Here is a 23,149-nt window from a genome sequence, read left to right on the forward strand (position 1 = left end):
GTTTTTCCCCTTCCCCTCAATAATATTCATAAAAAATGTTTGACCAGGTTTGAATTGGCTGAATTTGAATTTGAAAGTCAAATTTCTGCCTGATAATTTTATTAACTGCCCACACAATCTAATGTTAAATTTATCCTCTTTTTGGCTCAATAGACCTTCTAATATTTTCTCCAACTCCCCTGCAATATATTTCGGGATACTGTTCTTCAGGGCATCCACGGATATATTCCAGAATATCGTTTATTTTTGCGCTGGCCATGGAGACAGACACTTCTGCACTTCCGTAATAAATTCGGATCTCATCGCCTACTAAGATCCACCCGCAGGGCAAAACGACATCATTGACATCTCCACTGCGTTCATACAGTTCACGGGGCCCGAAAACCCACCCTTCTGACCTGTGGAGGACTTTCCTCGGGTCTTCAGGGTCAAGGAGGGCAATCCCAAGCCGGTAACTTGTTTTATCTGTTGTCTGGCGTGCGCCATAGTACATAATCAGCCATCCGTCAGGCACACGCATCGGATGCGGAGATAAACCTATCTTATGGGCATCCCACCATCCTCCTTCCCGGGCATACAGGAGAACCTGATGATCACCCCAGTGTCTCATATCCGGAGAAAAGGAGATCCAGATGTTTGTCTTTGTACCTACCATGCCGGATACAGGTCTATGTAAGAGAGCCCATTTGCCGTTAAATCTGACTGGAAAAAGAGCAGCATCTTTATTTTCAGGCGGCATGATAGCTCCTATTCTCTCAAAATTACGAAAATCCTCTGTAAAAGCAAGAGAAGCTAAATAACCTGAATCTGAAAAAGCTGTATATGCTACAGCCCATTTACCCATCTCATCGATGTAGGTTATACGCGGGTCTTCAATGCCGTATATCTCTTCAGGATAGTTTACAGGGTCCGGGATTAAGGTTGGTTCGGGATCAATTCCCCAGCCGTCAATCCCGTTCTTACTCCTGGCTATTGTCAGGTGAGAAAAACCTCTATGGTCTTCAACCCGTACCAGCAAAAGTATTTCACCGTCAACTATGGCAGCCGCAGGGTTAAAAACCGAACTGGTCCGGTACGGCCAATCATCAATCTTAAGGATAGGATTTTTCTTATGTCTTGCAAACAACTCCCCGTGATTTATCCAGGTCGTATTACTCCCTCCTTCCCTTCCAGCTCATATTTTATTTTTTCATTAAAGGCGGTACACACAATATTTTATTTCTTCATTAACGGCAGTGCACACAATTCCTTTTTCAAGGTTTGATCCCGAACACTTCCTCCACATTTTCATAACAAAAGCATCGGTTGCCTTGAGAAGCTTAAGAGCAAGGGATTGGTAAGCCACGAATCAAGAGCAAGAAGATTCTGCCGATTTATTTCCCCTGTATAGAGTTTATCGGCCTGCTCAGAGTAAGAGCAGAAATATCTCCTGTTGAAGCAGCAATAAAAAACGGAAATCCCGGATCCTGCCCCGATGACTGTAGAGGACGCATATCCTACAGGCCCGTTGCCTATAACCTATTCTCTTTTTATTCCCTCTTAATATGTCGAAAGAAATTTTTACCAGGCCTGATCCCACTCACGTATACTTAATTAGAGTTAAATTATTAAATAGCTGTACGTTTGGAAAAAAACGATTATACCCGCAACTATTGACTTGTTTTTGCATACTTATGAAGTCTCATTTTTTACATTTATGAATTCCATGTTCTCCCTTTAAAAACTTAAATTCTGAGGCTTTCAGGTTATTACGGGAAAAGCATGGGGTGGGCATGGGGTGGGCCCGGACGCTTATTGCCAGCCCGAGAGCTTCTATAATTTTATTTATATGTCTGTATGTATTCTTTTATGATTTTTCTATAGGAAATACAATCTCCAGATAACCATTGGTGTTGGGTAAAAAAAATGCTTTTTGAAACCAGAGTAATTGAAGTCATCCAGGACACCTTATGTAAAAAGTGTCAGATTTGAAAAGCCCCAGGGGTTCAGTTACCTTGCAGACTATCCATTCTCAAATACTCTGGCAACCCTGAAAACCGGGGGCTCACCTGCACGATGCTGGCAGCAGATGGTGCCGTTGACTTTCTTCTGGACATTTAGGGGTTCGCTTCCATTAGCCTTCAAGCCGTGGCTGGCAGTGTAGACGAGGTGCGAATATCAGGACCTTGCGGTCAAGACAAAATACACCAGGGTTACCAGCTTTGAGATTGCTTAAAACAGCCTGTCTCATTTATTTTGCTGATCTCAAGCGATTTAGAGCTTTATAATTTGTATTTTATCAGCTGCGTATTATCAGAATTACAATGTACAATTCCTTTTTCAAGGCTTGATCCCGAGTACGTCCTCCACATATGCCCTGAGAATTTCCGCAACACTCCAGGCCTGGGCAATAGCACCACCAGGAGAGTGGGGGTAATCCCCATCAAACACTTCGGAAATTGTGCCTATACCTGCAATTTCAAGATGAGTATCAAAGCTTTCAAGAAGGATTCGCATGTCCTCAAGGCTGCTTTTCGAAGAATTATTGACTTTCAGGTAAGCTTTCACATAGGCGCCAAGGAGCCAGGGCCAGACTGTCCCGTTGTGGTAAGCCTTATCCCGGGTAAGAGCGTCCCCACGATACTGTCCTACATATAATGGGTGATCACTCGATAGAGTTTTGAGCCCGAAGGGAGTCAAAAGATCTTTTTCAACTCTGTCTACAATTGCTTTTTCTTTCTCAGGAGAAAGCATTGTATAAGGAAGCGAAACAGCAAAAATTTGATTTGGGCGAACTGCAGGGTCTTTAACCTGATTTCCGTCCTCATCCGGATATATGAGGTCAAAGAGACAGTTGGTTTCCGGGTTCCAGAATATATTTTCAAAATTCGAAGCTACTCCTGCGGCAAGAGTCTCATATGGGGAAATATCTTCGCCTAGAAGAGTACCCATGTAAGAAGCAGTTTTCAGGGCGTTATACCAGAGAGCATTTATCTCGCAGGCTTTACCTGCTCTTGGGGTCACTGCCCATTCCCCGATTTTGGCATCCATCCAGGTTAGCTGAGGCCCCTGCCGAATAAGATAATCGGAATCCATACCGATTCCAAAATCTGTACCTCCACAATAGTTGTCTATAATATCGCCTACAGTATCCCAGATATCCGAGAGGAAAAGGAAGTCTTTCGTATATTCAAAATAGCGGTTCAGAGCATGAATAAACCAGAGAGAAGCGTCCACTGTATTGTAAACCGGATCTCCTCCGAAAGCCGGGAAAGTATTGGGAATAAGGCCTCTACGACAGTACCGGGAAAAATTTTTGAGAGCAGATTTTGCCTCATCGAAACGATAAGGAATTAAAAGCAGGCCGGGAAGAGAAATCATGGCATCTCTACCCCAGTCCGAGTACCAGTGATATCCTGCAATTACCGTGTTTTCACCTGAAAAACGATTTTTCACTACGAAATGGTCAGTTGTCTTGAGAAGCTTAAGCGCAAAGGGTTCGATGAGCCTCGAATCGAGGGCAAGAAGATTCTGCCGATTTGCTTCCCTTGTATGCAGTTTATCAACCTTCTCAAGAGTAAGAGCAGAAATATCTCCTGTAGAAGCAGCAATAAAAAAACGGTAAGTTCCTACTTCGAGTTTGCTTTCAAAATGGCCCGGACTGAAGATATCTTCCTGAAAATTAAGGCACCGCTTCTTCTCAGCGTCGTACTCTAGGTTATAGTGCCACAGGGGATCGGAGTGATACTGAAGATTGGACGAAAGCGAGAAAGTAAAGCCATTGGAGCTTGCCAGTTCTACTCCCTCAGGACGAGCTTTCTGGAAAAAGGAAAGGTATCCGGAGCGAGCAGTGAGATTAAAGTCCCTTGAGCTAACCAGAGGGCAAATTCTCAGTAAAGCCCCCTCTTTTCTGGAAGTAATATCATAGAGAATGCAGGTTGTGTTACTCCCGTGAACCATGAAGACCTTTTTCTTCACAGTAAAATCCCCGGGCTGGTAAACCCAGAGGGGAAAAGGGCTATGGATGAATTCGGAAAGGTAATTGAAACCCTCAGGACAGATATTGTCCGGATACTTGTGGGTCGCAAGCCGATAGACTTCTTCATCGATGGAGATTTCTTCGTCAAGGGAAGAAAGTAGCAAAAGCCTCCCCGGAGAATTCTCCGGAGCTGCCACAAGCAGCCCGTGGTAAGTCCTTGTTCCTGCTCCAATGACTGTGGACGACGCATATCCTCCAAGCCCGTTGCCTATAACCCATTCTCTTTTTATTCCTTCTTCATACGTTGAAAGAAAATCTGTTCCAAGCCTGATCCCACTCACGTATACTAAATTAGGGTTGAATTCATAAATAGCTGCACGTTTGGAAAATAACAATTATATCCACAACAATTGACTCATTTTTTCATACTTTTGAAGAAGCAACCATAGAATCAGGGTCTGGAAAAGGCATTCCTGAGATTTTCATTCGCCAGGCCGATTGCGCTGCAGGTTGCAGGTGTGCCCACAAGTGCGTTCAGCATCACGAAATCGTGTATAGTCCCCAGGTACCGAACGGTTATGACATCGACCCCAGCCTGCATAAGCTTATGGGCATATGCCTCACCTTCGTCTCGGAGCACATCATTTTCATCGGTGATTATAAGAGCCGGCGGCTGTCCCCTCAACTGGTCGACCGAGGCCTGTAACGGAGACGCGGTTGGCTGCCTGCGCGCTTCTTTGTCGGGCAAATAGTTATCCCAGAACCACTTCATCGCTTCACGAGTAAGCCAGATGTCTGTCGCATACTTCTGATACGATGGGGTATCGAAATTTGCATCAGTCACAGGATAAAAGAGCACCTGATAAACAATTTTTGGGCCGCCCCGCTCCTTTGCCAGGAGTGAAACAGCTGCCGCCATATTCCCACCTACACTGTCGCCGGCAACTGCGAGCCTTGAAGTATCCAGGCTGAGGTCTTTCCCGTTCTCTGCGATATATTTTGTCGCAGCATATGCCTCTTCGATCGGTATCGGGTATTTTGCCTCGGGAGACGGCGTAAAATTAACAAATACAACCGCAGCACTGGTCCCCTTTGCGATTTCCCTGGCTAATCGGTCATGCGTATCTGTGTCCCCGAGCACCCAGCCGCCTCCGTGGAAGTACATCACCACCGGTAAGTTTTCCTTATTTCCTTCCGGTCGGATTATTCTAATCGAGACTTTGTCTTCAGGCCCGGCTGGAATAATGCGATCTTCAATATCTGCAGGTAGTTTTGCTACTTCAGCAGCCTGCAAATCAGAAAGAACCTTCCGAGCGTCTTTCGGAGAAAGCTCGTAGATCGGAGTTCCACCTTGCCTGTTCACTTTTTCTACAAAGGCTCTGGTCGTTGGTTCGAGTAGTTGAATAGTTTGATTCATAGATAATTTCCCCCTGTTGAGAATCTGACAAAAAAACTGATTTATATCTGGTTAATTTTTGTATTATTTTGGCCTTTAATTTTTCTTATTTTCAACTTATAATTTTCATTTTTAATTAATCCCTTTCATTTTTGCCTAATAAATTTAAATTTCGATTGCCCGGGAGTAAATACATAAATTACTGAGAAATATATAAATCAAGTAGAATATACATTTCTTTGAGTTCTTTTTTTATAAAGGAAGATATCCGGAAAATACTTGAAGCCGCAGATAAAGCCATAGATGCCATTAAAAAGATTGCAGCCGATATTGTAATTCCCTCAGGTTTGAAAGAACTCGGAGCCAGGGAAGAAGATCTCGAACTGCTGGCGGAAAAAAGCGAATATGTAGCAGGAAAAAAGGCCATGCATTGGTACTAAAATTATAAATCAATTTGAATATATATTCTACATATTAATGAACTCATAAGGGGAAACAGGTCTGGATAAATTCAAAGGCTCATCAGTATAGACCATAATGGGGAGAAGGTTCGAGTGTTATTATAGTTTCCCGGGCTGGAAGGCTGACCGGGATTATTTTTCCCTGTCCTGTGCCAGGATAAACAGAAGACCCGCGAGGGAAGAGACCTGAAATGCAATAAACAATGGGAGTGATTTTTAATGGGAAGGATTTTGGGCGGCCTCAGGGGCCGCGGAGCAGAAAGCATACAACGCTACAAAATGCACGAAAAACTCGTTTCCATAGGGGATGACTACTGGATCGAAAATGGGGTTGGAGAGAGGGCATTCTATGTTGATGGCAAAGCTCTCCGTATTCGCGACACCCTGATCATAAAAGATGTGCAGGGGCACGAGCTGTACAAACTCAAGGAGAAGCTTCTCAGGATCAGGGATACACTGGATATCCAGGATGGGCAGGGCAAAACGGCTGCGACAATCAAAAAAGCCCTGATCACACCTCTCCGCGACCGCTGGAAAGTTGAAGTCGCAGATGGGTCGGAAATGAATGTGCAGGGCAATATCCTGGACCACGAATACAGGATTGAAGCTGGGAGGGAAAAAATTGCAGAGGTCTCTAAAAAGTGGTTCCGGATAAGAGATACCTATGGAGTGGAGGTTTCTCCCGGACAGGATGCCGCCCTGATCCTGGCAATTACGGTAGCATTTGACCAGATGGTTCATGACTGAGGCCGGAGAAATGAAGGAAAGAATCACCAGAAAGAGATACATAAAACCCGGAAAGGGAAAGGGGACACTGCTTTTGCTGTAGGGTTTATGGTGCTCCTGATGGTGGTAACCATTTTTTACGTCCTGATAGTTCTGCCGCTTCATTTTTCATCGGCTATTTTTCTCGGAGGGTTTGCCGGGTCTATTAAGAGAGTGCTTGCCTTCGAGACATCACAGCGTAACCGTTCGGCAGCCCTGGCAATTTCCGCACTTAATTTTACAGATCCGGAATTGTACCTTCAAGGTGAAGGGGACATGCAAAAAAACAGTTTATAGTTTAAAAAAGTTGGGGCGCAAAAGTGGCCGGATGAATCCGAAAGTAAAAGGAATTTCCATGACATCAGAAATCACAAACTTTGTCATAGCCTTTTCAGTGCTGCTCTTTGCCTTTAGCCTTGTCTCCCGAAAAATCTCGGGCATCGTCGTCACCGCCTCAATGATCTTTGTAGCGGCTGGACTGTTCCTGAGCCTTGCAGTTTTCTTTATCTTCGGGACCACAGCAGCCACAAAGCTTCCAGTTATCGGCTTTTCCGAAGTCGTTTGTGCATTGCTGAGTCTTACTGTCATCTGTATGGTTCCTGTAGCAATCTCCCTGATAGGTGCAAACCTGGTGCAAACCTGCACCGAAAAATCGTCCTCTTCCTGGGCTGGTTCGGCCCAAGAGGCCTGGCATCGTTCGTCCTTCATGGGTTCTAAAAGAACATTGTGGAGATGTCAAACATGGGTATGAATACAAATGCAAATACAAAAAGCTCAACTCCAGCAGGTTCAATGCCAGCCAAGATTTTACTGTACACTACAGCTGTGGTTATCCTGACAATCGGGATGCGGGAAGTTTCATCAATACTTACAACCGTTATATTCTCTATATTTATTGCACTTCTTTTTACCCCTCTGGTTCGCTGGCTAAAACAAAAGGGGGTCCCAGGTTGGTTGAGCATCGCTCTGGCTATTTCTTTATTCACTGTAATTATCCTGGTTCTCGGGGCAATAGTTATCAGAGCGGCATTTCTGTTTGGGAACCAGATACCCATTTATCAAGATCAATTAACTGTGTTAGTGAACGGCTATACAAAATACATTCCTTCATATGAGGGGTTTTCCTTACAGTCAATTGTTCGCGGTATTGTGTCAATAACGATCTCTCTCATGATAAGCATCGTTAACGAGCTTGTTAATGCCTCGGCAACAGTTGGAATTATTATAGTTACGGCGGCATTTATGTTAATAGATGCTACCAGCATGCCTGAAAGAGTAAATCAGGAAACTGAAAATAAATCAGAACTCCAATTGAATCTGGGTAATTTTAGCAGGAAGCTAGTAAAATTCATTGTTATAAGAGCAGAAGTAAACCTTATCACCTCCTTCACAATTGCTCTTCTTCTCTTTATAGGAGACATCGAATATGCTGTTCTGTGGGGGGTTCTTATATTCCTGCTAAGTTATATCCCCTATATTGGTCTGGTTATAGCTTCTATTCCTCCCATAATGCTTGCACTTTTCAAATATGGGCCTTTAGGTGCTCTTGCAGTTATTGTCATTATCGTTGTTGTTGATGCACTTACAGAAAATGTTCTTTTCCCGTCAATGATGGGAAAAGGCTTGCAATTGTCTCCTGCGTTTTTGTTTGTTGCTCTTCTCTACTGGAATTTCGTATTAGGACTCGGAGGCGTGCTGCTTTCCATACCTCTTACATTAGTTTTGAAGATGTTACTTGAGAGTTTTAAGGAAACAAAATGGCTGGCCAGATTAATGGGACCAGCAGAGAACACTGAGGACAGTTAAGAACCAATTAATTGAAGTTTCTTCTTTGCAGCAGAGCAGAATTGTTAATGGGGGAATAAGTTGGACGAAGTAACTTTTGGACCAGTACAAATCTTAGCCATTGTATTCGATAATCTTAATTTCCACGGTCAAATCCGGCGTGAATTTGAATCAATCATGGATTATGGGATCACTGAGGAGGATAATCTGGAGATTACCGAAGCTGTCCCTGAAGGTACTGCTACTGCTATCCTTATTATCGAACACCTCTAGCGATTAAATTTGCAGAGAAAAACCGGGACTCAGAGCAGAATATGCGGTCTGAATGTCTGCCCACTCGAATTCCTATATAATAAGGATTTAAATTTAGTACCGAAAGTTTTGCTTTAAATCATTATAGAAGAAAGTTATCAGCAAGAGAAAGATTGGGGGATGTAAACATAAATGCAAATACTATTTCAATACCAGCCAAAATTCTAATTTACAGCACTGCTGCAGTTCTCCTTACACTTGGTATGAAGGCAATTTCAACTATACTAGTGCCGGTTTTTTTCGCTCTTTTTGCCTTTTTAATCTTTGCCCCTCTGGTTCGCTGGCTTATGAGGAAAAAGGTTCCGGGAACGGTTAGCGTTTTTCTGGTGATCATTTTGTTTATTTTTGTTTTTGTTGGAACTGCAATTCTGTTTGCAAACTCTTTATTCCAGCTCAGTGGACAGATTGCAGACTACGAAAATCAGTCTCAGAGTATTTTGAGCAGTCTTTCAGCTTATTTACCTAGAGTTGGAGTTTCCGTGGAAACGGCCCTGCGCAATATTGCAGCATTCACTTTCAAAGTGTCGGGGCAAATTATTTCAGGGGCCCTGAGTGCCGGGTCAACAATTGTGCTTATTGTTGTCACGACGACGTTTTTACTTCTGGATGCTGCAAGTGTGCCAGATAGAGTGCAAAAAGAAGTTGAAGATCAACAAACCCGTCTTTCGCAGTTTACCGAATTAAGCAGAACCGTCATAAATTACATTCTCCTGAGGACTGAGACCAATTTATTAGGGGGTATTGGAACTGCCATACTTCTCCTTCTTGGGGGTATAGATTTTGCTATTCTCTGGGGTCTCCTGTTCTTCCTTTTCGGATATATCCCATACCTGGGTTTTTATATGGCCGCCATTCCACCTATGCTGCTTGGTCTGTTCAAATACGGACCCATAGGGGCATTGGGTGTACTTGTCGCTATTACTATTGTCAATGCGCTCGTAGAAAATGTCGTATTCCCATCTCTTGCGGGAAAAGGCCTTAAATTATCTCCTGCGATTGTATTTCTTTCTTTATTTTACTGGTCTTATGTGCTTGGAACTGCAGGTGCATTGATCGCCGTACCCCTTACAATAGTTGTGAAGATCGTTCTGGAAAGTTCCGAGGAGACACGCTGGATGGCTAAAATGATGGAATCAAGTGGGAGTAGAAGGCAGGATGAAGAAAATGCGAGCAAGAATGAATCCTGAGATTTTATTTGGTCCGGTTGTAGGCCACAATTAGTGAAATTTCCAGCATTTTTGATCTTATGTGCATAAATATATGTGCACAATTTTATATAAACGGGGTTTTATATATAACATTGCTAATGCTGCTGAAGCTGTTTTTCGGGCACTGAATATCGGATAAGGGGAAAAAGGGAAATAGTCACTGGAAATGTGAAGAGATTCTGCGGCTTATCTGGATAACCTTTGCCCTTTTGATGAGGAACGGGGTAACGGAAAGAAGGTAAACGGAATGCAGGGCAGCAGAGGAAAAAGAAGAGGGAAAAGAAGAGGGAAAAGAAGAGGGAAAAGAAGAGAAAGAAAAAGAAGAGAAAGAAAAAGAAGAGAAAGAACTTTAGAGGGGGAAAACAAATGACCGAAGTAATGTATGGGCCTATGCAGCTCTTAGTGATCGTATTCGATAATCCGAACTTCCACGGCCGGATCCGTCGTGAATTTGAGTCAATCACGGATAAAGGAATGATCAGGCTCATTGACCTGCTGTTCATATGGAAAGATGAGGGTGGTAATATTGCTTCTCTGGAAGCTACACAGCTGGACGAAGAGGAGAGAATGCGTTTCGGGGCCGTTGTAGGAGGAATCATTGGGTATGGAGCTGGCGGCGAAGAAGGGGCCAGGGAAGGTATGGAGGAAGGAGCCCTGGCAGCAGCCAGGGAAAACTATGGAATTACTGAAGAAGATATCCTGGAGGTAACCGATGCAATCCCGGAAGGTACCGCCGCCGCTATCCTTATCATCGAACACCTCTGGGCAAAGAATCTTAAACAGGCGATTAAAGATGCGGGAGGAGTGCTGGTCTCCCAGGGAATGATCACACCTAAGTTACTTGCTTTAGTTGGAGAAGAACTGGCAGAAGCGGTTAAATTTGCAGAGGAAAAGAAACCGGGAATGGTAGCAGCGACACCCTGAAAAGTTACCAAAACTTAAATGCCGGTTTTACGAATGCTTTGGACCTGACACTCTGTCCAGTATCAGTGTAGAAAACTTGGAGGAAACCGGACGATAGGGCTTTCATTTTCGATATTTTAACGGCAGTGGACATGCGAAGGTGCAAAGTTACTTATTTTTTCTTTATATTTCATTATATGGAATGCAGGGGATGAGGCAGTAGTCCAGAGGATTTTGACTTAAATAGATAAGTAAGAAAAAATATACCTGATAATTCTGTTGCAGGGACCAGCCCGGGATCGGGGAAATATATGAGTGGTTGAGATTATACAGGGGCTACCCCTCGGCAAAATCGTCTCGAAGTTGGCCGTTATTCTGGTATTGACAATAGGAGCCATAATAATAAGCCGATTAATCCTGAAGCGATTGTTCTGGCCGGTAATCAAAAAAACAAAAACAAATGCTGCAGATAAGACTTTCCTCCTTTTAGAAAGCATCCTGTTGAGTCTCATCATTCTGTGGGGTACGCAAGCCGCAGTTCAGGACTCTCACATTCATAATTATAATTGCAAGGAGCATTCCTGCAAAGAGCCCGGATGCGACTCCTATGAGATGACTGCCGGAAAATTTAAGGGTTTCAAACCCACCTTCCGGGCGAATCACCAGATAAACACCTGTGATTGCGAGGAAAAGGGCTGCAATACTCTCCTTTCCAAATTTTTCTTTCAAAATAAACCGGTCATCAAGTAGAGAATTCAGCCAAGTAACACTGCCAGATGGGCACTTTTTTCACCTGAAACATAAGACAAGTAAAACTTTGGATTTGCTTAAATAACTTGCTGGAAAAGTCCCTGGAGGTTTTCGAGGATTTTTTTGAAATATATAAAACTCATAATGAAGCGTGAACTACCCCGCCTTGCTTTCTGATGAAAGCGAGGACGGAGCTTCCTTCGAGTAATTACGTCACCTGGATATTTGCATAATGCAAGTATCCATCTGTAACCCTGTTTGTCGAAGATTATCAGAAAACCTCTGATAGCCTGCCCACAAAGCACTTTGTGATAAGAATCGCTTCATGATGTTGATAGCACTATTTTGTTGATAGCACTATTTTGTTGATAGCACTATTTTGTTGATAGCACTATTTTGTTGATAGCACTATTTCTATCTCTATCAATAACGTCTCCACAATCATATTTCATAATTCTTTCCCAAAGAGGCATATCGTGTCTTTTCTTCAGTTGGGTTGATCTTTATCTTCTTCGTCAGATGCATATTTGCCCTGGTTATCCACATATTGCTTCAGTATATCTAAGGTTACTTGCCCTGTTTATGCGATAAAATACGATCTTTACCAGAACGTATCTTTCCATAACATAGTTTTTACTTCAGGGAAGTTTTTACGAATCTCCCTTGAAGTTATTGTCTTGATGGTGTTGATATATTTTGGAATTCAAGCGAAGTTTTTGCTGAAAATAATAAGTGAAAATGGTCTTTGTCACACTTGATATTCAGCACTTCAACATCAAACGTTTCACTTATGGTATGGATTTTAGTTTTTAGAAAATCAACAACTAAAGGGTTCGTTAGAGCTTTTCTCCTATATTTCACACACTGAACGAAATGATAATGGAGTGAATGCACAGAATGGCTCCTACAATTCATTTTATGCTATATTGATATAATTATATTGATGTAACTATAAATATAAATTATTATGCTACTGTTGTTTTGAATAAGTTGACGGCTTTCATCCCCCACTTGTCGCTTACGCTCCGAGGGAGGGGACTTCCCGCCTTAGAGTTAAAAAATGGAACCTCTTTCAAAAATAAAGAGTTTCAATTTATTAAACAGAAAGGAAAAATGAGAAGAAATTAAAATAATGAGAGGGTACAAATTGTAATACTATAAAAACGGAGGACTCAGCTTACACCGCAGCCAAGTTTTATCTGGAAATCAGGTCGCTTTGCACTCATTCTTTTTATAAAACGTATACGAACTAAGTGTAAAAAACAAACAGATGGGGACGTTTAATGAATCGTAATATTGTAATCTTTGTAGTTTTATTGCTTGTAACTGTAGCTGGTCCGGGGTGTATCTCCCAACCCGATAAACCACAATCAGAGGGTTCGCAACAGGATAATATGTCCGATGAAAATGTTCAAGATATAAAAGACATCGAAGGCATCTGGCTGGGAAGTCTGGAGGTTCCGGGAGGTAACGAATTAAGAATTTTATTTAACATCTCTACCGGACCTGAGGGTTTACCGACTGCTACCATGGACAGCCTTGACCAGGAAGCAAATGGCATACCTGTAGAAACAGTTACCTATAAGGATGGGGACCTGCGTCTTGAAGTGAAATCCATCAGAGGAGTTTTTGAAGGGACACTTAAAGAAGACAGAAAAACCATCGAAGGAGAGTGGAAACAGGCAGGGTCAGTTCTTCCACTTGTGCTTTCCCGTATTGATGAAAAACCTGAAATTCGCAGGGAACAGGACCCTGTAAAACCCTATCCATATGATGAAGAAGAAGTCGTTTATGAAAATACCGAAGCAGGAGTAAAGCTTGCAGGTACGTTAACCCTTCCCCGGTCTGAGGGACCTTTTCCAGCAGTAATTCTAATAACCGGTTCCGGTCCGCAAAACCGGGATGAAGGGGTTTTTGGCCACCGCCCCTTCCTTGTACTCTCAGATTATCTGACACGTCAGGGTATCGCCGTGCTCCGGGCCGACGACCGGGGCATTGGAGGGTCGACCGGGAACGTTTCGAATGTCACGTCCGAAGATTTCGCAGGGGATGTGCTTGCCGGAATTGAGTACCTGAAAAGCCGCGAAGAGATAGATCCTACCCGAATCGGCCTGATCGGGCACAGTGAAGGAGGGTTAATTGCCCCAATAGTAGCGGTGCGGTCTCCAGATGTTGCATTCATCGTGTTGATGGCAGGTCCTGGCCTTACCGGGGAAGAAATTATCCTGTTGCAGAGCGACCTGATTTCCAGGGCAGAGGGGGTAGACAATGAGACTATTACCCGGAATAATGTTCTTATGAAAAGCATGTACTCTGTGATAAAAGAGGAACAAAATAATACAATTGCCGAGAAAAAACTTCGCAAACTTATAATGGATGAAATGGCAAACATGAGCGAAGAAGAAAAACAGAATTCCGGCTACTCTGAAGCTACCCTTGACGCTCTGGTTAATGCTCAGGTCCAGACTCTTATATCGCCGTGGATGCGCTTTTTCCTGACATACGACCCCGCCCCTACCTTGATGCAGGTAAAATGCCCGGTCCTTGCGATAAATGGTGAAAAAGACCTCCAGGTGCCACCTGAAGAAAACCTGCAGGCAATTGAGGAAGCCCTTAAAGCTGGAGGCAATAAGGACTATACTGTAAAAGAGGTGCCAGGGCTCAATCATTTATTCCAGACCGCTCAGACAGGGTCTCCTTCTGAGTACACAGCCATTGAAGAGACAATTTCTCCGGCTGCTTTAGAAATGATAGGAAACTGGATTTCGGAACACATCCAGGAAAAGTGAACTGGTTGGAAAAGTGAACTGGTTGGAAAAGTGAACTGGTTGGAAAAGTGAATTGATTGGAAAAATAGATTCAGTTTTCAGGAGGAAATAACGGCACTGTATTGCTATGCAGTGTCATTTTCCTTTCTTTAGATTGAAATCAATGGGGAATTTTAATGAAAATATACTGCGCATCCGACTTTCATATCGGTTACGAAGATGCAAATTATCCGAAAATAAAAGAATTTTTTGAGCTGGTGAAAGTAAATGCAGACGAACTTATCCTCTGCGGGGATGTCCTAGATTTGTGGCGCTGTCCCATTGAAACTATCGAAAGCCAGGAACCTATGAAAAGCACTTACGAAGCGTTACTTAAAGTGGCAGAGGAAGTTCCCACCATAATCATCTGGGGAAACCATGACTATAAGCTGTGGAAAAAAGTAAAAATCCCCGTACAGGTTACTGATAGTTTTGTTTCAAACAACATCTATTATTGTCATGGCTGGCGATTTGATTTACAGCAGATGTTCGGGCACTGGCTGTACGGCTGGCTCGTAGACCAGTTCCCCTACCTGTATCAAAAATTCATTAAATCTCCTTTTGAACTAAAAATTGAGGACAAAAATTATTGCCTGCACATCGAGAAGATCCATGAGAAAGCAAGGGAGTTCATCAACAAAGAAGGGTTGGATTACCTGATTATGGGGCATACCCATGAGCCGGTAGGAGATGATGGTAAACTCTTTGACTGTGGGGACATGATTGACAGCTTCACCTACGTAGTAATTGAAGATGGAAAGCCCAGGCTTGAGCAGATGCCTTGAGGTTACTAAAAAGAGGCTCTGAATGGTGAATTCTGGTTGTAAAGATCAGAGATATTTGTAATTTAGTCCCATTGAACAAATTTCACTACTATAACCCATAAGTTTCTCAGAATCTACTTTAATTCCAGTAAACTGCTTACTATAAAGTTGGGCCTTGAATTTGTACTGGTGATGACGCTGATCGGTGCTGCAAAGAATTTCCTGTAAACAATAACCCTGCTGTTGCATAAGTAATATTGGAAAATAAAACCGGTGGCTGTGAGCAGGATCGCCATAAACACAAGCACTCCGATAAATTTCGAATTTTTTGTGTTATCGGGGACCCTATCAGGGGGTTGAAGCCGGTTACAAAAGGATTTTTGCTTACGCTACCGAAACAACCTGGAACCTTCAGGTTCTTTTGACCTGAGCAGGGAGCTGTACTTAAATGACCCTGCAGAAGTCCCGGAGGAAGAGTTGATGACAGAGGTTCAAATTTAAAAAATGTATAATCAGTATCAAAGTTAAGGAACAGATCCTCTTTATGTTGAGAAAAAGCCTGGCTTCGGCAGAATGTATACAGTTGTATAATTCATAAACCCTCAGCAGGAAACCCGTTAAATCTTTAGATTCAGTGGATAGTTGATTTGTTGATTTGTCTAATCTATTTTATTCAAGTCGATGTGAACTTTCAATTTCCTGTTAATGATAGGACTGATATGTAATATTTAGATTCCTTTTGTGTAAAAAATGAAAGCCGGTGAAATATATTTTTATTTTAGATATGTCTGCGAAAGTCTGATGGTATAATTCAATGTTTTTTGTTTTATATGATTCGTATTTATATTTCTATATATATTATATTTGTTTAAATACTAATGCTTTACTGATACAATTTGAAATCGCTTTCACTGACCATATAAAATAAGTTCAAAATTTTGCCAATAATATCTTTTTTTAGAAACTAATTCAGATGACTTATTGGTAAAATAATATTTACGCAGCGAATCTGTCGAAGAGATGGATCAAAAACCAGATCTAAATTGTATCGAATTGAGCAAGAGTTTGGGGGTATACAATGGGAGAACAAACATCTGGCATAACACAAAAGATATTTTGTATTTTTACATTAATTTTTGTAATCTCAGCAATAGCTGTAGCAGTAAGTGCAGCTAACGGAGAACCACCAGGTGGAAACGCAACAAAATCGGAAGATTACGTAACGGAGCCCGAAAACAATGTAACGGAGCCGGAGCCCGAAAATAAAGTAACAGAACCCGAAACCAATGTAACGGAGCCCGAAACCAATGTAACGGAGCCCGAAAATAAAGTAACAGAACCCGAAACCAATGTAACGGAGCCCGAAAACAATGTAACGGAGCCCGAAACCAATGTAACGGAGCCCGAAAATAAAGTAACAGAACCCGAAACCAATGTAACGGAGCCCGAAACCAATGTAACGGAGCCCGAAACCAATGTAACGGAGCCCGAAACCAATGTAACGGAGCCCGAAAATAAAGTAACGGAGCCCAAAAACAATGTAACGGAGCCCGAAACCAATGTAACGGAGCCCGAAAATAACGTAACAGAACCCGAAAATAACGTAACGGAGCCCGAAAATAACGTAACGGAGCCCGAAACCAATGTAACAGAGCCCGAAACCAATGTAACAGAGCCCGAAAATAACGTAACAGAGCCCAAAAACAATGTAACAGAGCCCGAAAATAACGTAACGGAGCCCGAAACCAATGTAACGGAGCCCGAAACTAACATAACAGAGCCCGAAAATAACGTAACGGAGCCCGAAACTAACATAACAGAACTCGAAGCTAACTTAACGGAAATCGAAGCCAACTTAACGCTATCAGAAATCAACTTAACAGAACCCGGAACTAACGAAACCATACCATTTGCCCTGGTATCACCAACAATCGGGACCGGCAGCGAGGTCTCTGTACTTAATGAATCCACAAACACTACAACCAGGGTGGACGTAGGTCCCGATGCAGGTGGATTTGCGGTAAATCCTGCGGGAACAAATGTGTATGTGACTAACGTTAACAACAACACGGTCTCTGTAATTGATGCAGCTACAAACGATGTTAAAGCCAAAATTGACGTTGGGGATCATCCTTCAGGAATCGCCGTGAACCCGGCTGGGACATATGTATATGTAACGAATATTAACAGCAATACTGTCTCTGTGATTAACGCAGTTACAAACGCCGTTGCAGCCACAGTTGACGTTGGGGACCATCCTTCCGGAATTGCAGTGCACCCTGATGGGACATACGTGTATGTGACGAATATTATCAGCAATACTGTCACCATAATTAACGCAGCTACAAACACTGTTGCAGCCACGGTTGACGTTGGGGATCATCCTTCAGGAATCGCAATGCACCCTGATGGAACATACGTGTATGTGACGAATATTATCAGCAATACTGTCACCATAATTAACGCAGCTACAAACACTGTTGCAGCCACGGTTGATGTTGGGGATTATCCCGCTGGAATCGCAATGCACCCTGATGGAACATACGTGTATGTGACGAATATTATCAGTAATACTGTCACCATAATTAACGTGGCTACAAATACTGTTGTATCCACGGTTGATGTTGGTAAATATCCCGCTGGAATTGAAGTCGTGGGAATATACGTGTATGTGACAAATATCATCAGTAATACTGTCACCATAATTGACACAAGCACAAACATTGTAATAGACACGGTGCCTGTGGGTAGCACCCCTGTCCCAGTTGGGAAATGTGTGTGTCCGCTTCCAATAATTAAACCGCACCCTGTTGCAAACTTCGCCAGCAAAGTCATCTATACTGTGCAGTTCACAGACCGCTCGAGATATGCAGCTAAGTGGTACTGGGACTTTGGAGATGGAACATATTCAACAAAGCAGAACCCATTGCACGTATACGAAAAAGCAGGAAAATACACCGTTAGACTAAAAGTGACCAACAAATTCGGTACAAGTTCAAAAACTTATATAGTCAAGGTCTGTACCGGAAAGTAATGGAACAACACAGAGTAACATAAATAATCCAGCATCCTCAATATCGGATTTCAGAAGGGAAAAACAGGACTATTTCAGGTACAGGTAAAAGAAAGAAGTAAGTAGAAAACAGGAAAGCTGGAAGGGTAATATCCTATCCAGCATTATTTTTTCCCTCAAACCAAAAAATTAATTGCATGCATTTATAATAGGCATTACACTCAAGCTTCGGTTATTAGGGAACCTCAGGAACATAGTAGCCGTCCGAAAGAGTTTTCAGGAATGCAACAATTGCCTTCTCTTCCGTAACGTTCAGTCTCAGATTACCCAGTTCGTCTTCATTAACATTTATAGGGACTTCAGGCTCTGGCCAGCAGCCCATCTTCAGGGCGTTCTTCTCGGTGGTGAAGGGGTCACATTCGCCCGCCAATACATCTCTGGTATTGTAGAAGTGCACAATGCCTTCCAGGCTCTTGAAGTATCCGTTATGCCCGTATGCTTTAGTGAAACCATTTCCGGGCTTCAGGGCCACGTTTCGCAGCGTTGGCACTTTATGTTTACCCATATTCTCAGTGACATTGAAAGTGTCATTCCACTCTTCTCTCGTCTCCAGGAAGCCACCAAGACCTGGATCAACCCAGTCCCTTCCTTCAGTATCATAGACAGGATTATCCGGGTTTCTGGGAATACCCAGGTTATCAAAGGTGAAATCTGTGAATAATGGATGATCGCTATAGGGGCCAGGTTCACTTGGATGGCAGTTACTACACATGGCTTTACCGTTGAACAGCTCAAGACCCCATGCTTCTTCCTCGGTCAATTCGGCTTCTCCTTTCAGGTTGGCGTCATATTTTGAGGAGAACTGGTTGACTTCACTCGAATCCTCATAAGCTGCAATCGATAGACCGACATTACCATAACTCTCATCGATTTCTTCCTGGGTGTCTAAACTCATCGGACCCCAGACAGCTTCCCACAGCCCGACATATTTCGATGAAGCTATCTGTTCCAATACTGCTAACTTGCTAGGATTATTATGCTCTACAGGATTTAAGAACGGGCCCATAGCCTGGTCTGCGGCAGGATTGCCAAGAATTTCTCCTGTGGCTCTACCATCCCAGAAATTACCTCCAATGAACAGATCTTCTTCTTCGTCATAATGGAAAACAGGGCTCAAGGTGGCGTAGGCGGCACTTGGCGGTTTACGGTTTCCAAAGCGCTGAGGCATAGCGCCGCGATATACGGAACCCTTGAGATTAATGCCAGGAATGGGTCCGGTAAATCCGACTTGTGGAGCATGACATTTAGCACATGCCATACTGTCAGGATTTGAAATCTTGTCAAAAAATATTTTTTTTCCAAGCTGTTCCGTTTCATTCAATTCTGCGGAAGCCGATCCAATGAGCACTGTCAGGAGCAGAATCAGCAAAAGCGTCCATAATTTTATTTTAATCAAACAAATCTCCCTCACTATTCTGTACATTCCGGAAAAATCAGATGATGTAAACTATTGGGTACAGAAGTCACCAATCATCACTCCCCGGCAAAGAATTCCACAAGATCCTTTTTTCGGAATTTGTGGAAGATATATGGGTTACAATAATAAAAACATTCCTGTAGTATTCTTTAAAATATATAAAGGGATATATTAAACGCAGAATAAGTAAACACCAGCATCTTCAGGGTATTGCGGGAAAACAAGAGTATAAAAATAAAAATTTGGTGTTATTTTTGACATAGGTTTCAATGCAAAAATTTAAGGAGAAAACAAAAAAAATTTAAGCCTGTGAAGAACACAGGCGGCTGAAACTCTTACCTTTTTTCTCCAGAAACACAACGGTGTTATAGACAGGAGGCTCGGGATATACTCTTCCCAGTTCCTTAAAACCTTCCGGAAGGTCTGACAGGCAGTTCCTGTTCAGCAATTTCATTAACCCTTTTTCGTAAATCCTGCAGGAGATTCTGCTCCCGACGGGCATTACTTTGAAAAGATGATCAAGGATCTCTTTTTTGGGTTCGGCCTGGGCTGCTATCATCAGGGCTTTAATCCCTGTATCCAGATTCAGTGCAAAGCCCTCTCCATTCAGCGAAAAATGGTTTCCGTTGATTATTGTGACAGCTTCGGAAAGCCCGAGTTTTTCCAGCACTCTTTTTGACAGGTTTGCCCTGCTAGAGTCCTGTTCTATCCCCGTGCTTTTCACCCCATGCTGCCTGAAAAAGATTATCAGGGTAAGGGGAAGTGGGCCGCTTCCAAGAAAGAAAACCCTGTCCCTGGGGGAAAGCCTGAGCCCTTCATATTCCGTGCGAACCAGCTTGAGATAATTTCCGTAAAAGGGAAATTTTTCCAGAGCATCCCAGGGGGAGTTACTCTCAAGGATTTCATTTGCATGCTCGGTTTCAATCCTTACGGTGTACAAACTTCTAAACCTGCTCAGATCAGCAAAGACCGGGTCCAATTCCTTCTTTTGCAAAATTTCGAGGGCTGCATCATTTTCAATGTCCATGGTGATCAAATAATCCAGCTGCCGGAACAGTTTTCCACTCTGGTCCAAAGGCCCGTACAGGATTTCATCGTCGGACATTACACTTATATCCCGGTGCAAAGCAAGAATTTCTCCGAGAACAGTCTCAGTTGAAAGCTCCAAGCTTTCGTTAATTTCAATAACCATACAAATTCCTGAAAGAATATTATGATGTCCTGGGATATATGCATGTTGAAGATTGGAAAAAAAAACCTGATATTGAAAAAGTCCTTGCGGTTATTCAAAAATCTTTTTCAGGTCTTCCATAGAGAGGGAGACCTCAAACTCTTTCAACTTAAAAAATTTCTTGGCTCGCATGTCGTCATCTTCGAGCCGCAGGTCACTTTCAACAAATCCTGCTTTTTCCAGGCGCTTCAAATGCAGGTTCACCACCTGCCTTGAGAGGTCCAGATCCTTGGCAAGTTCATACACATACCTCTCCCTTTCAGCCAGCAGGTAGAGAAGCTTTAATCGGAGAGGGTGGGAAAGGGCCTCGCCTATGTTCACAATTTGTTGAAGTGATTTTGTCATCCGGTATACCTTCGCATTTTAGGAGTAAGGACCTGAAACATTCCTTAAACTTCTCTTCCCGTATTAAAGTTTAGATTTCTTCCAGCTTGGACTTTATTTCTTCTACTGTTTTTTTGATACCTTCTATATCCTTTTCGATCTTCACAAGCTTTTCATTACTTGCTGGTGCCTGGTACCCTGACCTGTTCAGAAGCACCATTACTGCACCCACAATGAGAAGGATAATAAGAATGTTCAGGAAGAAGCCCCAGAAAGAGCCATACATGCCGTACCCCATACCGTTCAAAATATTCACCTCGAGAAAACCAGCTTTTTTTGGTTTATCTGTTTGTTATCCGTTTTGATATCTGTTTTGATATCTGTTTTGATATCTGTTTTGATATCTGTTTTGATATCTGTTTCTTCTTATTCTATCTATTCTTCTTCATGTTTCTTCTTATTCTATCTATTCTTCTTCATTATACTGATTTCAACCATAAATATAAAAAATACCCGGTAGAGGAGGTCTAATATAATACTAAAAACCTGAATAATTAACCTGAGAGGTTAAAACAAATAAAAAAAGGATGGTTTATGGTTGGAATTTAGTTGCCATATCCCATGCAGTATCCATGTCTGTGAGCGTATCCGGAACCGCGGGCAAACCTTCCACAGGTCTGAGTTCCTGCAGGACCATCGTATCCGGTAAACACATCACCAGTTACTGTGTCGATTCTTGCCTGTGTGTATACTCCGTCTTCATCCTCATAGGAGACAATCCACCAGCGGTTCATCTGATAGATGTTGTCTTTGGAGACGTCGGCATCAATCTCAGCTTTTGCGATGTCAAAAGCCTCATCTATGGTTTTAACTTTAAGTTCTACGGGTCCATCTGCATTGTAGTAAGGGCAAGTAGCGAAGTTGCCTGCGCCAGAGTCTGTAGATCTGGCAGCCCATCTTTGCATGAACCCGTAGCCGTGTGTTGCTCCTGTATCATCCGAAGCTACTGCACTGACAACTGCTGCTCCGAAAGTACCTATCAGCAGTATGCCCAGAAGAATTGCTGTGATTGTTTTCTTCATTTTTCCACCTTCATTTTATAGTTTTTATGGTTTGGAGATTTTTTCCCTCGTAACACATGGATTGCATATCGAATTCTTGGATACATATGTAGTATTTACACTACATATGTAGTAGATAACCATATATAAAACCTGACTGCAACTGTCACTCATATATAAATGATTCAGCGATACTTCTCATTTAGCCATCCAACAAGCGGCGGGATCCAGCAGAGATTTGCAGCAATTGTCTCAAGGGCGGTATAGGTCTGTGTTGTCGGGCTGAAACCCATAACTCTTGCTCCAAGCAGTCCAATAGGGACAATTATGATTACAAAAAGACTTGCCAGCATGACCGGGTGGTGGACATATCTGGAAAGTCCGGCTTTCCATGACCCTTCGGCCCGCCGCAGGAAAAACATGTCTGATACGTTGGCTCCTATCTGGTCGCTCAGGGCATAGAAGTAGGGGATATAAAAACCCTCGATACTGTAGACGTCTACACCGGCAAGTCGGCTTCCCAGGTCTATTATCCAGGGAATGGCAATCCCAAAAAGTTTACCCCAGCCGTAGGCTTCTGCCATACTCCCTTCAGTCTTCCGAAGGCGCTGGCGGATGGAAAAGATCCCTTCGAAGATACTTTCTCCTTCTCCGGCAAGGGTCCTGACAAGCCACTGCCCTGCAGCGTTCCGCTGGTAACCCTGAAAATCCAGAAAAACTCCTGCAAGGAGACCTTAAACGTAGCCTGGAACTGTATATTTTATAAGTTCGGAGAATTCTTCCTTCTGTCCAGGAAATTCTTCTTTAGCAAGCTCTTCTTCAGCAAGCTCTTCTCCAGCAGGTTCTTCATATTCTTTGCCCAATATTCCTCGTCCTGAAACTGATCTGTCTCCTATTCAGAATAATTTATTCGTGTATCGTTTAAAAAAAGGTT

General features: G+C 42.8%; 26 protein-coding genes. 12 read left to right on the forward strand and 14 right to left on the reverse strand.

Annotated elements, in window-relative coordinates:
* Positions 1-130 precede the first annotated feature (130 nt).
* The 4 genes from MSWH1_RS06915 to MSWH1_RS06925 all read right to left on the reverse strand — a co-directional run bounded on the left by MSWH1_RS06915 (position 131) and on the right by MSWH1_RS06925 (position 5,375).
* Positions 131-1,126 carry a glycosidase gene (locus MSWH1_RS06915; RefSeq protein ID WP_082088055.1) on the reverse strand — a complete coding sequence of 332 codons (996 nt, stop codon included), beginning with the start codon at positions 1,124-1,126 and terminating at the stop codon, positions 131-133.
* A gap of 875 nt (positions 1,127-2,001) precedes the next feature.
* Entirely contained in the window at positions 2,002-2,124 is a 123-nt protein-coding gene (locus MSWH1_RS20490) for a hypothetical protein (RefSeq protein ID WP_255350490.1), read from the reverse strand.
* 195 nt (positions 2,125-2,319) lie between these two features.
* On the reverse strand, positions 2,320-4,299 hold the full coding sequence (locus MSWH1_RS06920) for an amylo-alpha-1,6-glucosidase (protein WP_048127250.1): 1,980 nt from the start codon (positions 4,297-4,299) through the stop codon (positions 2,320-2,322).
* Positions 4,300-4,409: 110 nt separating this feature from the next.
* Positions 4,410-5,375 (reverse strand): alpha/beta hydrolase, encoded by a 966-nt coding sequence (locus MSWH1_RS06925; RefSeq protein ID WP_048127252.1) that lies wholly within the window; start codon positions 5,373-5,375, stop codon positions 4,410-4,412.
* A 218-nt stretch (positions 5,376-5,593) separates the two neighbouring features.
* Here MSWH1_RS06925 and MSWH1_RS06930 point away from each other — a divergent pair, with 218 nt between their 5' ends.
* The 9 genes from MSWH1_RS06930 (at position 5,594) to MSWH1_RS06965 (ending at position 10,809) form a co-directional block, all read left to right on the forward strand.
* Positions 5,594-5,794: a hypothetical protein gene (locus tag MSWH1_RS06930; RefSeq protein ID WP_048127254.1), complete on the forward strand. Its 201-nt coding sequence runs from the start codon at positions 5,594-5,596 to the stop codon at positions 5,792-5,794.
* Between the two features lie 240 nt (positions 5,795-6,034).
* Positions 6,035-6,562, forward strand: a complete 528-nt coding sequence (locus MSWH1_RS06935) for an LURP-one-related/scramblase family protein (protein WP_048127256.1) — start codon at positions 6,035-6,037, stop codon at positions 6,560-6,562.
* A gap of 99 nt (positions 6,563-6,661) precedes the next feature.
* Positions 6,662-6,877 carry a hypothetical protein gene (locus MSWH1_RS06940; protein WP_197074041.1) on the forward strand — a complete coding sequence of 72 codons (216 nt, stop codon included), beginning with the start codon at positions 6,662-6,664 and terminating at the stop codon, positions 6,875-6,877.
* A gap of 31 nt (positions 6,878-6,908) precedes the next feature.
* Positions 6,909-7,331 carry a hypothetical protein gene (locus tag MSWH1_RS19595; RefSeq protein ID WP_197074623.1) on the forward strand — a complete coding sequence of 141 codons (423 nt, stop codon included), beginning with the start codon at positions 6,909-6,911 and terminating at the stop codon, positions 7,329-7,331.
* Positions 7,322-8,386: an AI-2E family transporter gene (locus MSWH1_RS06950; protein WP_048127262.1), complete on the forward strand. Its 1,065-nt coding sequence runs from the start codon at positions 7,322-7,324 to the stop codon at positions 8,384-8,386. The genes MSWH1_RS19595 and MSWH1_RS06950 overlap by 10 nt, the downstream gene beginning before the upstream one ends.
* Positions 8,387-8,446: 60 nt before the next feature.
* Positions 8,447-8,638 (forward strand): hypothetical protein, encoded by a 192-nt coding sequence (locus MSWH1_RS06955; RefSeq protein WP_048127264.1) that lies wholly within the window; start codon positions 8,447-8,449, stop codon positions 8,636-8,638.
* 152 nt (positions 8,639-8,790) lie between these two features.
* Positions 8,791-9,864: an AI-2E family transporter gene (locus MSWH1_RS06960; RefSeq protein ID WP_048127266.1), complete on the forward strand. Its 1,074-nt coding sequence runs from the start codon at positions 8,791-8,793 to the stop codon at positions 9,862-9,864.
* Positions 9,865-10,132: 268 nt separating this feature from the next.
* Complete coding sequence (locus tag MSWH1_RS20495) at positions 10,133-10,255, forward strand: hypothetical protein (protein WP_255350491.1); 123 nt, start codon at positions 10,133-10,135, stop codon at positions 10,253-10,255.
* A complete protein-coding gene (locus MSWH1_RS06965; RefSeq protein WP_048127268.1) occupies positions 10,252-10,809 on the forward strand; it encodes a DUF1269 domain-containing protein in 558 nt (185 codons plus the stop codon). The genes MSWH1_RS20495 and MSWH1_RS06965 overlap by 4 nt, the downstream gene beginning before the upstream one ends.
* A 465-nt stretch (positions 10,810-11,274) precedes the next feature.
* Here the strand turns inward: MSWH1_RS06965 and MSWH1_RS06970 are convergent, their stop codons facing one another.
* From MSWH1_RS06970 to tnpA, 3 genes are all read right to left on the reverse strand, one after another.
* The gene (locus MSWH1_RS06970; RefSeq protein ID WP_048127270.1) at positions 11,275-11,517 is read right to left on the reverse strand and encodes a hypothetical protein; all 243 of its coding nucleotides are present in this window, start codon (positions 11,515-11,517) and stop codon (positions 11,275-11,277) included.
* 622 nt (positions 11,518-12,139) lie between these two features.
* The gene (locus MSWH1_RS20765) at positions 12,140-12,241 is read right to left on the reverse strand and encodes a transposase (RefSeq protein WP_369798582.1); all 102 of its coding nucleotides are present in this window, start codon (positions 12,239-12,241) and stop codon (positions 12,140-12,142) included.
* Positions 12,208-12,453, reverse strand: a complete 246-nt coding sequence (tnpA, locus tag MSWH1_RS19955; protein WP_231585633.1) for an IS200/IS605 family transposase — start codon at positions 12,451-12,453, stop codon at positions 12,208-12,210. The genes MSWH1_RS20765 and tnpA overlap by 34 nt, the downstream gene beginning before the upstream one ends.
* A gap of 368 nt (positions 12,454-12,821) precedes the next feature.
* Between tnpA and MSWH1_RS06975 the strand changes: the two genes are divergently transcribed.
* The 3 genes from MSWH1_RS06975 to MSWH1_RS17450 all read left to right on the forward strand — a co-directional run bounded on the left by MSWH1_RS06975 (position 12,822) and on the right by MSWH1_RS17450 (position 18,143).
* Positions 12,822-14,327, forward strand: a complete 1,506-nt coding sequence (locus MSWH1_RS06975; protein WP_231585634.1) for a S9 family peptidase — start codon at positions 12,822-12,824, stop codon at positions 14,325-14,327.
* A gap of 155 nt (positions 14,328-14,482) precedes the next feature.
* Entirely contained in the window at positions 14,483-15,130 is a 648-nt protein-coding gene (locus tag MSWH1_RS06980) for a metallophosphoesterase (protein ID WP_048127274.1), read from the forward strand.
* A 1,057-nt stretch (positions 15,131-16,187) separates the two neighbouring features.
* On the forward strand, positions 16,188-18,143 hold the full coding sequence (locus MSWH1_RS17450; protein WP_052723141.1) for a beta-propeller fold lactonase family protein: 1,956 nt from the start codon (positions 16,188-16,190) through the stop codon (positions 18,141-18,143).
* A gap of 214 nt (positions 18,144-18,357) precedes the next feature.
* Here the strand turns inward: MSWH1_RS17450 and MSWH1_RS06990 are convergent, their stop codons facing one another.
* The 7 genes from MSWH1_RS06990 to MSWH1_RS20500 all read right to left on the reverse strand — a co-directional run bounded on the left by MSWH1_RS06990 (position 18,358) and on the right by MSWH1_RS20500 (position 23,078).
* The gene (locus MSWH1_RS06990) at positions 18,358-19,578 is read right to left on the reverse strand and encodes a cytochrome-c peroxidase (protein WP_231585635.1); all 1,221 of its coding nucleotides are present in this window, start codon (positions 19,576-19,578) and stop codon (positions 18,358-18,360) included.
* Between the two features lie 322 nt (positions 19,579-19,900).
* Positions 19,901-20,791: a nicotianamine synthase family protein gene (locus tag MSWH1_RS06995; protein WP_048127276.1), complete on the reverse strand. Its 891-nt coding sequence runs from the start codon at positions 20,789-20,791 to the stop codon at positions 19,901-19,903.
* 90 nt (positions 20,792-20,881) lie between these two features.
* Positions 20,882-21,175, reverse strand: a complete 294-nt coding sequence (locus MSWH1_RS07000) for a helix-turn-helix domain-containing protein (RefSeq protein ID WP_048127278.1) — start codon at positions 21,173-21,175, stop codon at positions 20,882-20,884.
* A gap of 70 nt (positions 21,176-21,245) precedes the next feature.
* On the reverse strand, positions 21,246-21,452 hold the full coding sequence (locus MSWH1_RS07005; RefSeq protein ID WP_369798583.1) for a hypothetical protein: 207 nt from the start codon (positions 21,450-21,452) through the stop codon (positions 21,246-21,248).
* 307 nt (positions 21,453-21,759) lie between these two features.
* Positions 21,760-22,236, reverse strand: a complete 477-nt coding sequence (locus MSWH1_RS07010) for a hypothetical protein (protein ID WP_048127282.1) — start codon at positions 22,234-22,236, stop codon at positions 21,760-21,762.
* Between the two features lie 164 nt (positions 22,237-22,400).
* Complete coding sequence (locus MSWH1_RS19960; protein WP_231585636.1) at positions 22,401-22,799, reverse strand: hypothetical protein; 399 nt, start codon at positions 22,797-22,799, stop codon at positions 22,401-22,403.
* A 150-nt stretch (positions 22,800-22,949) separates the two neighbouring features.
* Entirely contained in the window at positions 22,950-23,078 is a 129-nt protein-coding gene (locus MSWH1_RS20500; RefSeq protein ID WP_255350492.1) for a hypothetical protein, read from the reverse strand.
* Positions 23,079-23,149 lie beyond the last annotated feature (71 nt).

Source organism: Methanosarcina sp. WH1 (genome assembly GCF_000970005.1).
GTDB lineage: Archaea > Halobacteriota > Methanosarcinia > Methanosarcinales > Methanosarcinaceae > Methanosarcina.

Excerpts from the sequence above, each read along its gene's own strand:
- MSWH1_RS07010 (WP_048127282.1), bottom strand. The coding sequence starts at position 22,236 with ATGAAGAAAACAATCACAGCAATTCTTCTGGGCATACTGCTGATAGGT.
- tnpA (WP_231585633.1), bottom strand. The coding sequence starts at position 12,453 with ATGAATTGTAGGAGCCATTCTGTGCATTCACTCCATTATCATTTCGTT.
- MSWH1_RS06995 (WP_048127276.1), bottom strand. The coding sequence starts at position 20,791 with ATGGTTATTGAAATTAACGAAAGCTTGGAGCTTTCAACTGAGACTGTT.
- MSWH1_RS06975 (WP_231585634.1), top strand. The coding sequence starts at position 12,822 with ATGAATCGTAATATTGTAATCTTTGTAGTTTTATTGCTTGTAACTGTA.
- MSWH1_RS07000 (WP_048127278.1), bottom strand. The coding sequence starts at position 21,175 with ATGACAAAATCACTTCAACAAATTGTGAACATAGGCGAGGCCCTTTCC.
- MSWH1_RS20495 (WP_255350491.1), top strand. The coding sequence starts at position 10,133 with ATGCAGGGCAGCAGAGGAAAAAGAAGAGGGAAAAGAAGAGGGAAAAGA.
- MSWH1_RS17450 (WP_052723141.1), top strand. The coding sequence starts at position 16,188 with ATGGGAGAACAAACATCTGGCATAACACAAAAGATATTTTGTATTTTT.
- MSWH1_RS06950 (WP_048127262.1), top strand. The coding sequence starts at position 7,322 with ATGGGTATGAATACAAATGCAAATACAAAAAGCTCAACTCCAGCAGGT.
- MSWH1_RS06925 (WP_048127252.1), bottom strand. The coding sequence starts at position 5,375 with ATGAATCAAACTATTCAACTACTCGAACCAACGACCAGAGCCTTTGTA.
- MSWH1_RS06935 (WP_048127256.1), top strand. The coding sequence starts at position 6,035 with ATGGGAAGGATTTTGGGCGGCCTCAGGGGCCGCGGAGCAGAAAGCATA.
- MSWH1_RS06980 (WP_048127274.1), top strand. The coding sequence starts at position 14,483 with ATGAAAATATACTGCGCATCCGACTTTCATATCGGTTACGAAGATGCA.
- MSWH1_RS06940 (WP_197074041.1), top strand. The coding sequence starts at position 6,662 with ATGGTGGTAACCATTTTTTACGTCCTGATAGTTCTGCCGCTTCATTTT.
- MSWH1_RS19595 (WP_197074623.1), top strand. The coding sequence starts at position 6,909 with ATGAATCCGAAAGTAAAAGGAATTTCCATGACATCAGAAATCACAAAC.
- MSWH1_RS19960 (WP_231585636.1), bottom strand. The coding sequence starts at position 22,799 with ATGGCAGAAGCCTACGGCTGGGGTAAACTTTTTGGGATTGCCATTCCC.
- MSWH1_RS07005 (WP_369798583.1), bottom strand. The coding sequence starts at position 21,452 with ATGGGGTACGGCATGTATGGCTCTTTCTGGGGCTTCTTCCTGAACATT.
- MSWH1_RS06965 (WP_048127268.1), top strand. The coding sequence starts at position 10,252 with ATGACCGAAGTAATGTATGGGCCTATGCAGCTCTTAGTGATCGTATTC.